This is a genomic window from Mangrovimonas futianensis, assembly GCF_021245805.1.
GTDB lineage: Bacteria > Bacteroidota > Bacteroidia > Flavobacteriales > Flavobacteriaceae > Mangrovimonas > Mangrovimonas futianensis.
Genome location: NZ_JAJJNF010000010.1, coordinates 1 through 16,751 on the forward strand (window position 1 = coordinate 1; position 16,751 = coordinate 16,751).

11 protein-coding genes and 1 pseudogene are annotated in these 16,751 nt (G+C 37.1%); 4 read left to right on the top strand and 8 right to left on the bottom strand.

The window, feature by feature from the left end:
* Nucleotides 1-120: pseudogene (locus LOK78_RS16880) on the top strand (PorP/SprF family type IX secretion system membrane protein); the annotation flags it as partial.
* Nucleotides 121-123: 3 nt separating this feature from the next.
* Here the strand turns inward: LOK78_RS16880 and LOK78_RS14920 are convergent.
* Complete coding sequence (locus LOK78_RS14920; RefSeq protein WP_232635457.1) at nt 124-609, bottom strand: SixA phosphatase family protein; 486 nt, start codon at nt 607-609, stop codon at nt 124-126.
* A 467-nt stretch (nt 610-1,076) separates the two neighbouring features.
* Here LOK78_RS14920 and LOK78_RS16730 point away from each other — a divergent pair, with 467 nt between their 5' ends.
* The 3 genes from LOK78_RS16730 to LOK78_RS14940 are packed head-to-tail and all read left to right on the top strand — an operon-like array spanning nt 1,077 to nt 10,200.
* Nucleotides 1,077-7,325: an HYR-like domain-containing protein gene (locus tag LOK78_RS16730; RefSeq protein WP_272490913.1), complete on the top strand. Its 6,249-nt coding sequence runs from the start codon at nt 1,077-1,079 to the stop codon at nt 7,323-7,325.
* An 11-nt stretch (nt 7,326-7,336) separates the two neighbouring features.
* Nucleotides 7,337-8,266, top strand: coding sequence for a PorP/SprF family type IX secretion system membrane protein (locus LOK78_RS14935; RefSeq protein WP_053970012.1), 930 nt, complete (start codon nt 7,337-7,339; stop codon nt 8,264-8,266).
* A gap of 11 nt (nt 8,267-8,277) precedes the next feature.
* Complete coding sequence (locus LOK78_RS14940) at nt 8,278-10,200, top strand: OmpA family protein (RefSeq protein WP_232635458.1); 1,923 nt, start codon at nt 8,278-8,280, stop codon at nt 10,198-10,200.
* 361 nt (nt 10,201-10,561) lie between these two features.
* On the opposite strand, the gene LOK78_RS14945 is transcribed toward LOK78_RS14940, so the two are convergent.
* The 7 genes from LOK78_RS14945 to rpsA all read right to left on the bottom strand — a co-directional run bounded on the left by LOK78_RS14945 (nt 10,562) and on the right by rpsA (nt 16,583).
* Nucleotides 10,562-11,056, bottom strand: a complete 495-nt coding sequence (locus LOK78_RS14945; protein ID WP_232635459.1) for a CAP domain-containing protein — start codon at nt 11,054-11,056, stop codon at nt 10,562-10,564.
* A gap of 164 nt (nt 11,057-11,220) precedes the next feature.
* The gene (gene pdxH / locus LOK78_RS14950; RefSeq protein WP_232635460.1) at nt 11,221-11,871 is read right to left on the bottom strand and encodes a pyridoxamine 5'-phosphate oxidase; all 651 of its coding nucleotides are present in this window, start codon (nt 11,869-11,871) and stop codon (nt 11,221-11,223) included.
* A gap of 40 nt (nt 11,872-11,911) precedes the next feature.
* Nucleotides 11,912-12,817, bottom strand: a complete 906-nt coding sequence (locus tag LOK78_RS14955) for a ribonuclease Z (RefSeq protein WP_166961783.1) — start codon at nt 12,815-12,817, stop codon at nt 11,912-11,914.
* 2 nt (nt 12,818-12,819) lie between these two features.
* Entirely contained in the window at nt 12,820-13,152 is a 333-nt protein-coding gene (locus tag LOK78_RS14960) for a ribonuclease Z (RefSeq protein ID WP_232635461.1), read from the bottom strand.
* A gap of 4 nt (nt 13,153-13,156) precedes the next feature.
* On the bottom strand, nt 13,157-14,086 hold the full coding sequence (locus tag LOK78_RS14965) for an aspartate carbamoyltransferase catalytic subunit (RefSeq protein ID WP_053970017.1): 930 nt from the start codon (nt 14,084-14,086) through the stop codon (nt 13,157-13,159).
* Between the two features lie 3 nt (nt 14,087-14,089).
* Nucleotides 14,090-14,629, bottom strand: coding sequence for a bifunctional pyr operon transcriptional regulator/uracil phosphoribosyltransferase PyrR (gene pyrR, locus LOK78_RS14970; RefSeq protein WP_053970126.1), 540 nt, complete (start codon nt 14,627-14,629; stop codon nt 14,090-14,092).
* Nucleotides 14,630-14,750: 121 nt separating this feature from the next.
* A complete protein-coding gene (gene rpsA, locus LOK78_RS14975) occupies nt 14,751-16,583 on the bottom strand; it encodes a 30S ribosomal protein S1 (RefSeq protein WP_053970018.1) in 1,833 nt (610 codons plus the stop codon).
* Nucleotides 16,584-16,751: the final 168 nt, after the last annotated feature.

Genomic DNA, 16,751 nt, shown 5'->3' on the forward strand with positions numbered 1-16,751 from the left:
ATCACTATGAACGACCTGATAGGCTACAACTCCGGTACACACATGATCACAATTGGTATCGACTTCCTACAGGGGCTCTCGGACTGCCCGTGCACCGCAAGCAAGCATAGAATGTATTAGTGGTTACTTTAAATCCTTAGGATAAATAGACATTACTGTCTTTCCTTTTTTCAACTGAGACCAAGAATCTATATCAAACTCTATCATTGTTAATCCCGATGTAGGGACATTTTCAGTATACTTATTCCCAAATTCATTTACAAAAGCTGTAATGGCGTGATTATGACCGAAAATCATAATAAAATTTAAATCTTCAGGAATCGACTTAATGAATTTCAATAGTTCAATTCCACCAAAATCATACAATTCTGGTTTTAAAAGAAATAAAGAATCCTCTATTTCTAAAACTTTTTTAAAAATTTCGGCTGTTTTTTTTGCCCTTTCAGCATCGCTTGAAAAAATTATTTCAGGTTTTAAATTATAGTATTTAAACTCACTTGAAACCAACAGAGCATCATTCCTACCCCTATTTTTTAAGGGCCTTTGGTGATCAATAACATCATATTTCCATGATGATTTAGCGTGTCTTACAATTATTAACTGTTTCATACAATCGATAAAGTGTTAATTTTTTTCGATAAACTGTTGTTTATTTCAGACAAAAAGCTTAGTTTGGCACTCTCAAATTTACTTAAAATAAATTATAAGCTATTAATTATGAATAAAAAAGACCTACAATCCCAACTAAATATTAAAGATTTATAAAAAATCGCATTCGTTAAATCACAATTTTTAAACGACAAAGTGTTTTCCCACACCGCTTAATCGAATATTTTAGTGATTTGACATTTTTTTTTGATTGAGATTCAGAATCACTATTTATTTGCTCTTGTAAGCTATTAATTAAAATGATCCCCAATCAGAAAACTAGATTAGTCCATTCTGTGCTCTTTTGTCGTAGCACAAATTTTCCCTCAACAAAGAATTTAGATATAGTTTGATTATTAAATATCATTTTATTGATACTTAACTAACATCGATATATAAAATTAAGTTTTGCTATAAATCTACATCTTATGAAGACAATTACTACTAAAGTAAGGTATCGAAGTCTTTTGATTCTTATGATAGGTCTTTTACACGGTTTGACCTACGCTCAAGTTAGGAATCGTGAAACCACAACTTTATTGAGCACACAATCCCCTACAACTTCAAATTTGGAAGCCAATGTAGATGGTACTGCTGCTTGTAATGCTAATGATTTTTATTTGACCGATTTTTATTTAGCAGATATAAATGGTCAACCTTTAGATAACAACTGTACTCCTGGCACACCCCAAACAGCATACATATTTGCATATTTTGGAGCTAATACCAATGCTAACAGATACAGTTTATATCTATCTTTTGATTATTATATCAATGGTCAATTTGTAACTAGTGTATCTGATTGTTTATATCCAAATCAACCCATTCCTGTTGGTCAAAACCTTCAAGTTCAAGAATTAACTTGGAATTGTGGTGATCAAGTGGAGATGGTTAACTTCTATATGGCTTGGCAAGCTAATAGTGGAGCAGCCTGTGGCACGAATCCTTCGAAATGTTATTCTAACCCAACTGGTTATATAGTAAGAGCTCCTTTAATTGCTAACTTTTCTAATGAGACAGTTTGTAATTCATATCAAATAAATTTTACTGATGGTACTACTGGTGGAGACATTGACAATCCATACACATATGTATGGAATTTTGGTGATGGTACAACAGGTTCTGGAGCTAATCCAAGTCATACCTATGCTGCTCCAGGAACATACAGCGTAACATTAACAGTAACAGATAATGATGGTGTTGTAGATAGCCAGACTTATGATGTCACTGTGATTCCTCTTTTATCTGGCTTAAGTTTAAGTGCAACCAATATACCTTGTAGTGGTGGAACCACTGGATCCATTACCGCTTCAGGACCAGTTGGAGGCGTACCTGGATATACTTATTCGATTAGTCCAGAACCAGCAGGATATTCTCAATCTGGTAACACTTTCAGTAATCTACCAGCTGGAACTTATACCGTTACTGCAACTGACCAAAATAACTGTACCATAAGTGCAGATATTACCATTTCTATTGCAGATAATATTGTTCCAATTATAAATGCACCAACTGACTCAACATTAGAGGGATGTTCAACCAATGATATTGCTGGTCTTGGATATTCAGAAACCATTGTAACCATCTCTGAGAGCGATTTTATCGCTGCCGGAGGTAGTTTTACTGAAGCCAATGTCGCCTCAATAACATATCAGGATAGTTCTACAGGAACTTGTCCGATTGTCGTTACAAGAACATTTACCATTACAGATGATTGTGGGTTAACAGCTTCTGATACCCAAACCATCAATATAAACGACACCATTGCACCTGTTGCTCCTACTGCTCCATCAGATGTCACATACGAGTGTATTTCTGATATACCTGCTGCTGGAGATTTAACAGCAGTAGATGCTTGTGATGGCAATATCACTGTAACAGGTAGCGATTCTACAGACAGTTCTAATCCATGTGATGTGGTTATTACCCGTACATGGACTTTTACTGATAATTGTAATAATACTTCTTCAGTAACTCAAACCATTCATGTTATAGATACATTGGCTCCAGTAGCACCTGCTGCTCCTAGCAATGAATCATACCAATGTTTGACTGACGTTCCTGCTCCAGGAAATCTAACAGCAACAGATAATTGTGTTGGAGATATCATTTCTTTAGGAGTTGATTCTATTGATAATTCTGACCCATGTAACGTCGTTATTACTAGAACTTGGACTTTTACTGATAACTGTAATAATTCTTCATCTGTATCACAAACTATTAATGTACAAGACACAACAGCTCCGGTTGCTCCAGCAGCACCAGCTGACACATCCTACCAATGTTTAGCTGATTTACCTGCCGCAGGTGATTTAACAGCTGTAGATAATTGTGAGGGTGACATTACAGTAACTGGAACCGATTCTTTAAACAATTCTGATCCATGTAATATTGAAATTTCAAGAACTTGGACATTCACAGACTCATGTAACAACTCATCTTCTGTTTCACAAACAATTACCATTTCTGATACAACAGCACCAGTTGCTCCTGTAGCACCTGCCGATGAGACATTTCAATGTTTAGCTGATGTTCCTTCTCCAGGAAATTTATTAGCCACAGATAATTGTTTAGGTACTATTTCCGTTACTGGAACAGATTCAGTTGACAATACAGATCCTTGTAATATAGTCATTACCAGAACTTGGGAATTTGAAGACGATTGTAATAATACATCTTCGATCTCACAAACAATAACAGTTTCTGATACCCTAGCACCAGTTGCTCCTGCTGCACCTGCCGATATGAGTTATCAGTGTTTAGCAGATGTTCCTGCTCCTGGTGATTTATCTGCTACAGATAATTGCTCTGGAACTATTACGGTTACCGGTGTAGACTCTGTAAATGATGCTGATCCATGTAATATAACTGTTACTAGAACTTGGACTTTCACCGATGATTGTAATAACTCAAGCTCAATAACCCAAACGATTTCTGTTTCAGATACTACTGCTCCTACTTTTACTACAGTTGCAGCAGATCAAACAGTCCTTTGTGATGGTTCTGGAAATACTAACGAATATCAAGCTTGGTTAAATACACATGCTGGTACTGTAGCCACTGATAACTGTTCTGATGTCACTTGGTCCTATAACGTATTAAATGTTATTGATCAATGCGGAAGTACTTCAACTACTTTGGTTCAATTTACTGCCACCGATGACTGTAATAATTCAAGTTCATCAACAGCATTGTTTACTATAATTGATTTGGTACCTCCTACGATGACAACTCCAGCTTCTGATTTGGTTTTGGAATGTGGTCCTGATAACACAACAGATATAAACAATTGGATTAATGCCAATGGTAACGCGCAAGCCGATGATGCTTGTAGCACTGTTACTTGGTCAAACGATTTTAACATTGATGATTTAGAAGCTTGTAATGGTGCTGTTTTGGTAACCTTTACTGCGACAGACGATTGTGGAAACGAAATATCAACTTCAGCTTCAATTAGTATTGAAGACAATACACCTCCTACTCTAACGTCGCCTGCCTCTGACATTGCCATTGAGTGTAGTGCTGATGGTGACCAAGGTGGTATCGAAGCTTGGTTGGCTTCAAATGGTGGTGCTACTGCTACAGATAATTGTAATAGTGAGATCACTTGGACAAACACCTATGGTGGCGATGCTTCAGATTGTTCTCAAGCTATTGCTGTAACCTTTACTGCTACAGATGCATGTGGAAACTCTGTATCCACTACGGCTTCCTATGCTGTTCAGGATACAACACCGCCTACCATTACAGATGCAACCTCCTCTACCGTGGAATGTGACGGTTCTGGAAACATAGATGATCTAAACGATTGGTTGGCATCAAACGGTGGGGCTACTGCTTCTGATGACTGTTCTGCCGTGGCTTGGTCTAACGACTTCTCTTCCCTTTCTGATGATTGTGGGGAAACTGGTTCGGCTACAGTAACTTTTACTGCCACTGATGGTTGTGGAAATGCAGCATCTACTACCGCTACATTTACTATTATAGACACAATTGCTCCGGTGGCTCCTGACGCTCCTGCAGATATCACTTATGAGTGTATTGGCGATATGCCTGCTGCTGGTGAGTTGACTGCTACAGACAACTGTGCTGGTGACATTACAGCTACTGCTGTAGATAGCATGGACGATACAGATCCTTGTAACATTGTGGTGACCAGAACGTGGACATTTACTGATGCGTGTAACAATTCATCTTCAGTGTCACAGACCATCACTATTCAAGATACAACGGCACCGGTGGCTCCTGAGGCTCCTGCAGATATCACTTACGAGTGTATCGGCGATATGCCTGCTGCTGGCGAGTTGACTGCTACAGACAACTGTGCTGGTGACATTACAGCTACTGCCGTGGACAGCATGGACGATACAGATCCTTGTAACATCGTGGTGACCAGAACGTGGACATTCACTGATGCATGTAACAATTCATCTTCGGTGTCACAGACCATCACTATTCAAGATACAACGGCACCGGTGGCTCCTGAGGCTCCTGCAGATATCACTTATGAGTGTATCGGCGATATGCCTGCTGCTGGCGAGTTGACTGCTACAGACAACTGTGCCGGTGATATTACAGCTACTGCTGTGGATAGCATGGACGATACAGATCCTTGTAACATCGTGGTGACCAGAACATGGACATTTACTGATGCATGTAACAATTCATCTTCGGTGTCACAGACCATCACTATTCAAGATACAACGGCACCGGTGGCTCCTGAGGCTCCGGCGGATATCACTTATGAGTGTATCGGCGATATGCCTGCTGCTGGTGAACTGACCGCTACAGACAACTGTGCTGGTGACATTACAGCTACTGCTGTGGATAGCATGGACGATACAGATCCTTGTAACATCGTGGTGACCAGAACGTGGACATTTACTGATGCGTGTAACAATTCATCTTCAGTGTCACAGACCATCACTATTCAAGATACAACGGCACCGGTGGCTCCTGAGGCTCCTGCAGATATCACTTATGAGTGTATCGGCGATATGCCTGCTGCTGGTGAACTGACCGCTACAGACAACTGTGCTGGTGACATTACAGCTACTGCTGTGGATAGCATGGACGATACAGATCCTTGTAACATTGTGGTGACCAGAACGTGGACATTTACTGATGCATGTAACAATTCATCTTCAGTGTCACAGACCATCACTATTCAAGATACAACGGCACCGGTGGCTCCTGAGGCTCCTGCAGATATCACTTACGAGTGTATCGGCGATATGCCTGCTGCTGGCGAGTTGACTGCTACAGACAACTGTGCCGGTGACATTACAGCTACTGCTGTGGATAGCATGGACGATACAGATCCTTGTAACATTGTGGTGACCAGAACGTGGACATTTACTGATGCATGTAACAATTCATCTTCGGTGTCACAGACAATCACTATTCAAGATACGACAGCTCCGGTGGCTCCTGAGGCTCCTGCAGATATCACTTACGAGTGTATCGGCGATATGCCTGCTGCTGGTGAGTTGACCGCTACAGACAACTGTGCTGGTGATATTACAGCTACTGCTGTGGATAGCATGGACGATACAGATCCTTGTAACATTGTGGTGACCAGAACGTGGACATTCACTGATGCATGTAACAATTCATCTTCGGTGTCACAGACCATCACTATTCAAGATACAATAGCTCCGGTTGCACCTGACGCTCCTGCAGATATCACATACGAGTGTATCGGCGATATGCCTGCTGCTGGTGAGTTGACTGCTACAGACAACTGTGCTGGTGATATTACAGCTACTGCTGTGGATAGCATGGACGATACAGATCCTTGTAACATCGTGGTGACCAGAACGTGGACATTTACTGATGCATGTAACAATTCATCTTCAGTGTCACAGACCATCACCATTCAAGATACAACAGCGCCAACAGTTTTAACAGATTTGGCAGATATAACCGTAAGTTGTGATGATGTTCCAACTGAACCTACTTTAGAATTTGATGATTGTTCTGAAGTTACTATTACTGATTTTACGGAAGATAATGGCTTTGATGGCACAGCAAATGATTACGATATTGTTTGGACATGGACTTTTGTAGATGCTTGTGGTAATGAAGCAACGGCGAGTCAAACCGTACACGTCTTGATAAGTATTGACGTGGTTGAAACTTTTGATCAGCGATGTAATGATGATGGAGAAATTGATTTATTTGATTATTACTCTGGTAATGATTTATCAGGAACATGGACAGTTCTTGCTGGAAATACCGAATTGAACGGTTCCATTTTTGATCCTTCAGAAGTTTTACTAGGTGACTATGTATTTAGTTACACCGTAGCAAATGGAGCGTGTTTGACTTCTTATGAAGTAACCATTAATATCAATGATGACTGTTTGGTTCTACCTTGTGGTGACAATATAGAAATTTCTAAAGCCATCACTCCAAACGGAGACCAATGGAATGAATTCTTTGAAATTACGGGTGTAGAAGAATGTGATTTCATAATTGATGTTAAGATTTTCAACAGATGGGGAGCTATGATCTTTGAAACTGACAATTACCAAAATAACTGGAATGGTCAAACCCATAAATCCTCTATTGGAAATGCCGATAAAGTACCTAACGGAACATATTACTATATAGTAACCCTAAAAAATAGTGGATTGAAGCCTTTCACAGGTCATATCTACGTTGGAACCAAATAAAACCATAACCTATGAAACTTATTAGAAATTTTGTAGTAGCGTTAGCATTATTGAGTGGTATCCAAGGAATTGCCCAACAATTGCCCCAATTTACTCAGTACATGTATAACACCATTTCTATAAATCCAGCTTATGCGGGTAGTAGAGAAACGCTAAGTATAGTGGGACTCCACCGAAGTCAATGGGTAGGATTTGACGGTGGACCAACCACCCAAACACTGTCTATTCATTCCCCATTAAGGAATGAAAAAATCGGAATTGGTATGTCATTCATTAACGACAAATTAGGGGATGAACGATTCACGTACCTTTACGGAGACTTTTCTTACACCATTAATACCGGTGAGAAAACTAAATTGGCGTTTGGTATTAAAGCTGGTTTTACAAGCTATCGTTTAGACCGCTTAGCATTAGACCCTGGCGCAAACGACCCAAATATTTATGGAATTGAAGATCGCTGGAGCCCAAATATTGGAGCTGGTATCTTTTGGCACAGTCAAATGTGGTACCTAGGATTGTCAACACCAAGAATCCTGAATAACGACTACAATAGACATGATTCCAATGGACAAGAATTCCAAGCATTAGAAAGAGTCAGTTACTACTTTACTGGGGGATATGTATTCCCATTGGGTGACAACACAAAGTTCAAACCTGCATTCTTGGTTAAGGCTACCAATGGAGCGCCTATGTCATATGATTTAACTGGTAATTTTCTATTCTATGAAAAACTATGGTTAGGAGCAGGTTACCGAATTAATGAAAATACTTCAGCTCTAGGAGGTTTGATCGATTTTCAAGTTTCTAAACAATTCAGAATAGGTTACACTTACGAATACCCGCTTTCTGAAATCAACGATTACACTGGTGGTACCCATGAATTGATTGTGATGTTTGAATTATTTAAAATGAAAAGAATTAAATCCCCAAGATACTTCTAAATATGAACAGCATGAAAACAAAAGTTTTACTTATAATCATAGCATTATGCTCAACTTTTACTTTTGCCCAAGAAAAAGTTGCTGACAAATTTTTTGAGAAATATGCTTATTTGAAAGCTGCTGAATTGTATGAGGAAGCTGTCAAAAAAGGAGAGAATAGTGAGCATGTTTTAACACGATTGGGAGACTGTTATTACAACAATTCCAATTCGGAGCAAGCTGCCAAATGGTATAAAATGGCTTTGGACAAATATGAAAACAAAATCAGTCCAGAATACATTTATAAGTACATCCAAACCCAAAGAAGTTTAGGCAACTATGAAGAGGCCGAAAAGTGGTTAGCTAAGTTTAAGGACATTCAAAATGATGACAGACGTGCCGATGAATTGGCCTCTAGCAACTTAAGTCTTTATGAAAAATTATCAACTCCTAAAGGACTTTTCGTGGACGTAAAAGGATTGGATATAAACTCCACTTATGCGGATTTTGGTCCGGTTGTCATGGATAGTGTCATGTTCTTTTCTACTTCAAGAAATACGGAAAATGAAATTTATAAATGGAATGGAGAACCTTTTTTAGACATCTATGTAGCTGACAGGGTTATGGAAGATGGCAAGGCGAAATTTTCTGAGCCACAATTGGTAAATTTTTCGGGAGTTAAAAGAAAAAATATTCATAACGCCAATCCGGTATTTACAAAAGATGGGAAGACCATGTATTTTACGAGGGATAATGTCGATAAAAGAAATAGACCTCGTTATGATAAAGAAGGGACTACCCACCTTAAAATGTATAGAGCCACTCTAGTTGATTCTTTATGGAGTAATGTAGAAGAGTTACCTTTTAATGATGATGTCTATTCTACAGGACATCCAGCTTTAAGTTTGGACAACAAAATGCTTTACTTTGTTTCTGACAGAGAAGGAGGTTTTGGACAAACAGATATCTATCAAGTAGCCATTAATGATGATGGTTCTTTTGGAACTGTAGAAAACATGGGAGAAAAAGTCAACACAGAAGGAAGAGAAGTATTCCCTTTTATTGCAAAGGACAATACATTCTACTTTTCTTCTGACGGATTCTTAAATTTAGGATTATTGGACATTTTCAAATCGGATATCTTGAACAATTCCAATGCCGAAGCTGTTAATTTAGGTGCTCCTTACAATAGTGGTTACGATGATTTTGCTATCTACTTAGATTCTGATTCTGGAGATGGATTTTTCTCTTCAAATAGACCAGGAGGAAAAGGTAGTGATGATATTTACGGTTTTGTTTCTTATGATTGCCAACAAATCGTCCAAGGAATTGTGAGAGACAGTAAGATCCTATCCATCCTTCAAGGAGCAACTGTTCAACTAATAGATGAATCTGGAAAAATTGTTGCCGAAACAACTACCGATGAAAATGGGGTTTATAAATTGGAAGCTGATTGTGATAAAAAATACACCGTTCTAGCCAGTAAGGCTGACTACAAAGATGATATAAAAGAAGTTGAAACTTCCAACGAGCATATGAAAGAACATCAAGTAGATCTTAACTTGATTCCTCTTATCAATCTAAATGAAATTGTGATTAACCCTATTTTCTTTAATTTCGATAAATGGGATATCAGAGCTGATGCAGCCTATGAATTAGAAAATATTGTTTCAGTCATGAGAGAGCATCCAAACATGGTTATTAAGATTGAGTCCCATACAGATAGCCGTGGTAGTGATAAATACAACATGAAATTATCTGATAGAAGAGCTAAATCGACCAGAGACTACATTCTATCCAGAAACATTGCACCAGAACGTATTGAAAGTGCCATTGGGTATGGAGAAAGCCAATTGGTCAATGAATGCTCCAACGGTGTTAAATGTTCGGAAGAAAGACACCAAGAAAACAGACGATCTAAATTCATCATTCTTTCTGGTAAAGAAGAAAAATAACATGGAGGGTTAAATTATTTTAACTTTTTGTAAGACTATTTCTGAGTAATAAGGTTTAGTGATTATTTAATATTATAGCTTACATATTATACCTTCCTAACAATGCCTTATTACTAAAAAGCCACCCAATCCTGGGTGGCTTTTAAATTTATAACACCTTCTAATTTCGTTATATATTCTACCCATATTCCAAAAAAGTATTCACCCTAAAAGGACACGACAAGGAATAAGTTAAATAGAATAACTTCCAAGCAAAAAAAAACCACCGATACCGGTGGTTTTCTCACAAGAATTGTTGTTTTGCTACTAATCAATCATGATTTTCAACAATCTTTGGTTATCATCTTAGCTTACATATAACCTATTTCTTTATGAATATATTGGTAAAATACCATTTACCTTGACTGTTCTTTTCAGCGGATACGTCAAAATCTGTAAAATCTCCTATAATATTTTCCCTGTGAGCATCACTGTTAATCCAAGCATTGACAACAGATTCAGCAGATGTAAACCCATAGGCTACATTTTCATTAACTTTTACTGCACCAGTATGATCCATTAAAAAAGCCTTTCTTTGATAAAAGTAATCGTGAGATACCGAATTTTGAGCTACCATATAATCTGTATGACTATAGGCTTGTGATTTGATTAAATCCATACCATTTAATGGAACCATCCCATTATTAATGCGGTAGTCATTAATCAACTCCAAAATTTCTATTTCTATTTCTTTGGCTTGAGGTACTACAATTTGCTCTGTAGCCAATTCGGCTTTGTCATCCACACTTTCGGTAGAGCAGGAAAAGCTTAACATGGCGCATAGTACCAAAACTGGTAATATAGTAGGTCGTTTCATGTTGGGCAATTAAGATTTGGTGCTATAAAATTAACCGCCTAACTCAAAATAAATGTTAAAGAAATGTTAATTTCGATTAAAAACACGCTTTTAATCGTTATTTATTTCCTTTTATCGATGAAATGCAATTTTAGATAGGGCTTTAATGCATTACATCGGTTTTTTTAAGGAGATAATCGTTTTTTTACCCAATTATATTCCGAATCTAATTGATATCTGATTCTATCATGAAGTCTGTTGGGGCGTCCTTGCCAAAATTCTATTTCTACAGGTCTTACAAGAAATCCTCCCCAGTATGATGGCCTTTCTATTTCTTTACCTTCATAAAGTGCTTCTAGCTCAGTAAGTCTATTCTCCAGTTCTTCCCTACTTTCTAAAACTTCGCTTTGTTGAGAGACTATAGCACCTAATTGGCTACCTCTTGGTCTCGATTCAAAATAACCATCACTTAAATTTTCGGCTATTTTTTCTGCCTTTCCTTTTATAATGATTTGTCGCTCTGCTCCAGCCCAAAAAAAAGATAAACAAACATTTGGATTCTTAGCAATAGCTTTGCCCTTTTCACTTAGGTAATTGGTAAAAAATATGAATCCTTCATAATTAAATCGTTTTAAAAGTACCACCCTATTTTTGGGATATCCATCCAATCCCATGGTAGAAATAGTCATGGCATTGGTTTCATCTTCTGGAAAAAACTCATCTACCTCGTGAAACCATTTTTGAAAGAGTTCTAATGGATTATCTGGTGTTTCTTGAAGTAACAACTCATGTTTTTCATAGGACTTTCTATAATGACTTAAATCGTTATTCTCCATAATTAAAATTTGACCTTAAATTTAAGAATAAATAGATTAATTAAAATTCAAACACTTTCCCTGCCTCTGCCAATTCAACATTAGAAAAAAATTCAGAAGCTTCTGTTCTGAAATCCTCTAAATTGTCATAGCGAGTGGAATAATGTCCCATAATTAAAGTGCCTACATTAGCTAATTTAGCAATAGTTGCAGCCTCCTTTGCTGTACTATGCTTGGTTGGAGAGGCCAAATGTGCATGTTTCTCAAGAAAAGTAGATTCGTGGTATAGCACATTTACTTCATTAATTATAGGTACTATAGACTTTTCAAATGCTGTATCACTACAAAATGCATAACTCTTTGCAGGTAAAGGTGGTTTTGTAACCTCTTCGTTTTTTATAAGCGTTCCATCATTACTCTCTACATCATAACCCTGTTTTAATTTCCGGTAATAGGCCACATCAATGTCGGCATTAAGAACTGCATTTAAATCCAGTTTACGTTCCCCTGGCTTTTCTTTAAATAAAAATCCATTGGTATATACTCTATGATTTAGCGGAATAGTTCGAACTTCAACTAAATCATCTTCAAAAATCAATTCAGATTCCTTAGAGGTTAGTTCATGAAAAATTAAAGGGTAATTGGTCCATGAATCTCCTAACTTCAAGAGCATGGTAATCGCTTCCTTAATACCTTTGGGGCCATAAATGTGAAGCTCGGTTTCCCGAGTCAACAATCTAAATGTAGATATCAATCCCACCAAACCATAAAAATGATCCCCATGTAAATGGGAAATGAAAATATGTTTAATGCGATTGAATTTTATTTTATTTTTTCTAAGCTGGACTTGAGTGCCTTCTCCACAATCTATCAAAAAAATGTGATTTTTGATTTCTAGAACCTGAGATGTGGGATGCGTATGAATTCTCGGAGTTGCACTATGACAGCCTAAAATGGTTAATTTCATATTTAAAAACCTAGATCTCTTTCCATCTCTTCCATTTCAATGACATCATAGGCCTCCTTAGTGGTTGGCACCACAACTATTTCGTTGGGCATTTCATCAAAATTGACTTTGTCATTTACGATTACAAAGGAATGTTTAGCTTTTCTATGCTTATTTGACAACCTTAAAAACTCAATAATTTGTTCTAAGCTAATGCTTTTTAAACTGTTCAGATTGACAATGATATTATCATTTTTATAGCGATCATATATCACCTCCATTTTTTTTACCAACTCAACAATAGTTGCCTTTTCCTGAGTAATTATGGTAATATTTTCATCCTTATCAATAAGCATATCTCTAATTTTTAATTTTAGAAGCTAATAAATAGATTACAGCCATTCTAACTGCTACTCCATTTTGAACTTGATCCAAAATAATAGCTTGATCAGAATCTGCTACATCACTAGTAATTTCCACTCCCCTATTAATTGGTCCGGGGTGCATGATAACAATTTCCTTATCTAAAGAATCTAATAAGGCTTTATTTACACCAAATTGCTGTGTGTATTCCCTTGTTGATGGAAAATAGCTGATATCCATTCTCTCATTTTGAACTCTTAGCATATTAGCTACATCACACCATTCCAGAGCCTTTCTTAAGTTGGTTTCAACCTTAACACCCAATTTATCAATATACTTGGGAAGAAGTGTTTTTGGTCCGCATACCATGACATTGGCACCTTGTAATTGTAAAGCAAAAATATTTGAGAGCGCGACTCTACTATGCAATATATCACCTACAATAACGACATTTTTTCCTCCAACTTCTCCTAAACGCTCCCTAATAGAAAACGAATCTAAAAGCGCTTGGGTAGGATGCTCGTGAGCTCCATCACCTGCATTGACAATACTCGCATTGACATGTTGGGATAGAAAGACACCTGCTCCAGGATTGGGATGTCTCATAACCACCATATCAACTTTCATGGAGAGAATATTATTAACCGTGTCTATTAAGGTTTCGCCTTTCTTTACAGATGATTGAGATGCTGAAAAATTAATCACATCGGCCGAGAGTCTTTTCTCTGCCAGTTCAAAGGACAATTTGGTCCTTGTTGAGTTTTCAAAAAATAGATTAGCTATCGTAATATCTCTTAAAGAAGGAACCTTCTTAATAGGTCTATTAATGACTTCCTTAAAATGATCTGCGGTGCTGAAAATAAGATCAATGTCTGCTTTATTCAGATATTTGATCCCTAATAAGTGATTGACACTTAATTCACTCATGTTTTAATTATTTATAAGATAAACCGAATCTTCGCCTTCGTTTTCACTCCAATTTACCTTTACTTTTTCATTATTTATAGCATCAACTTGTCTGCCTCTATAATCGGGTTGAATAGGTAAATGTCTGCTAAACCTTCTATCTATAAGAGTTAATAGCTCTATTTCAGCCGGTCTTCCAAACGATTGAATAGCAGTAAGGGCTGAACGAATGCTTCGTCCAGTATATAGTACATCATCTATAAACACAATTCGCTTGTCTTCCACAATAAAATCAATATGGGTGGAATTGGCCTGTAATGGCTTATCACTCCTCCTAAAATCATCCCTAAAAAAAGTGATGTCTAGTGAACCCCATTTAATATCCTTTATTTGATAATCCTCTTGCAGAATTTTAACCAATCTATCGGCTAAAAATTTCCCTCTAGGTTGAAGACCAATGAGCGCTGTATTTGAGAAATCGTTGTGTTTTTCAATAAGTTGACAAGCCAATCTATGCAGAATGATGTTTACCTCTTTGTTGTTAAGTAAAACTTTTTGACTCATAGTATTCCCAAACATTGTTTGGTAAACAAAGATAAGCTAAAAATTGAGTTTTCGAATGCTCATAAAATAAAAAAGCCTTCAAAAATTGAAGGCTTTCTTTATTGGTAATGGATTGAAAAAATTATTTCTTTCCGTCCATTTTATCCTTAAGAGCTTGTAAAGCATCATTGGCATCACCTAATGTAGGCTTAGCTTCTGCTGCAGCAGCTTCTGCTTTTTTAGCAGCAGCTTTTACAATCTTAGCTTCTTCTTCTCTGAAGACTGCAGTGTGTGAAGCAACAACTCTCTTGAATTCTTTGTTGAATTCAATGATTTTAAATTCTGCTTCTTCACCTTTCTTAAGTTTCTTACCATCTTCTTTCTCTAAATGACGAGCTGGTACGAAAGCTACGATGTCTTCATTAAATTCTACAGTAGCACCTTTGTCAACGATTTCAGTTACTTCTGCAGTGTGAGATGACCCAACTGCGAAGTCTTTTTCGTATTTATCCCAAGGGTTCTCTGTAGTTTGCTTGTGACCTAAACTTAATTTACGTCCTTCAACATCCAATTCAAGAACAATTACATCCAATTTGTCTCCTACGTTACAGAATTCACTTGGGTGCTTGATTTTCTTAGTCCAAGATAAATCAGAGATATAAATCAATCCGTCAATACCTTCTTCTAATTCAACAAATACACCAAAGTTTGTAAAGTTACGTACAACACCTGTGTGCTTAGAACCTACAGGATACTTAGAAGTAATATCAGTCCATGGATCTGGAGTCAATTGCTTGATACCAAGAGACATTTTACGCTCTTCTCTATCTAAAGTTAAGATAACTGCTTCAACTTCATCACCGATAGCAACGAAATCTTGAGCAGAACGTAAATGTGTAGACCATGACATTTCAGAAACGTGAATCAATCCTTCAACACCATCAGCAACTTCAATAAACGCACCGTAATCTGCAATTACAACTACTTTACCTTTTACTTTGTCACCAACTTTAACTTCTTCTCCAAGAGCATCCCATGGATGCTTGCTCAATTGCTTAAGACCTAATTGGATTCTTGATTTATCTTCATCAAAATCAAGGATTACAACGTTTAATTTTTGATCTAATTCAACAATTTCATTTGGATGGTTGATTCTTGACCAAGAAAGATCTGTAATGTGAACTAAACCGTCAACACCACCTAAGTCAATAAACACACCATAAGAAGTAATGTTTTTAACAACACCTTCTAATACTTGTCCTTTTTCTAATTGACCAATGATTTCTTTCTTTTGTTCTTCTATATCAGCTTCAATTAAAGCTTTATGAGAAACTACTACGTTCTTAAATTCGTGGTTGATTTTAACAACTTTGAATTCCATAGTTTTGTTAACGTAAGCATCGTAGTCACGGATAGGCTTCACGTCAATTTGAGAACCTGGTAAGAATGCTTCAATACCAAATACGTCAACGATCATACCTCCTTTAGTTCTACACTTAACGAAACCATTAACGATTTCACCAGTATCATGAGCTGCGTTAACACGATCCCAAGCTTTAATAACACGAGCTTTTCTGTGAGATAATACCAATTGACCTGTAGCATCTTCGCGAACGTCAATCAATACTTCTACTTTGTCTCCTACTTTTAAGTTTGGATTGTAACGGAATTCGTTCAAAGAAACAACACCTTCAGATTTAGCATTGATATCGATAATAGCATCACGATCTGTAATGTGAACTACTTCTCCTTCTACTACCTCGTCATCTAAAGTGTCTACGAAATTCTCTGCAACTAACTTTTCGAATTCTTTCAATTGAGAGTCTTCTACTTCGTCGATTCCTTCTTCGTAATTGTGCCAGTTGAAATCTTTTAAAAATTTCTCTGGGTTTGCTTGAGCCGCAGAAACTTGCGGTGCCTCAGCAGTTTTTGCTTCAGTTGCTTCAACTTCAGCTTGTTTTGCATTTTCAGCCATATGCTGATTATTAATTTGTATTCTGTAGTTGATGGAAGTTTAAGCGATGGCTACAGAAGATTATTAATGATAAAATTTTCGGTTCCTTTTTTCTATCCATTGATTCGCTAAAAAAGGAGTGCAAAAATAATACTTAAAATCCAATAAACCTAATGTTATATCGCTAAA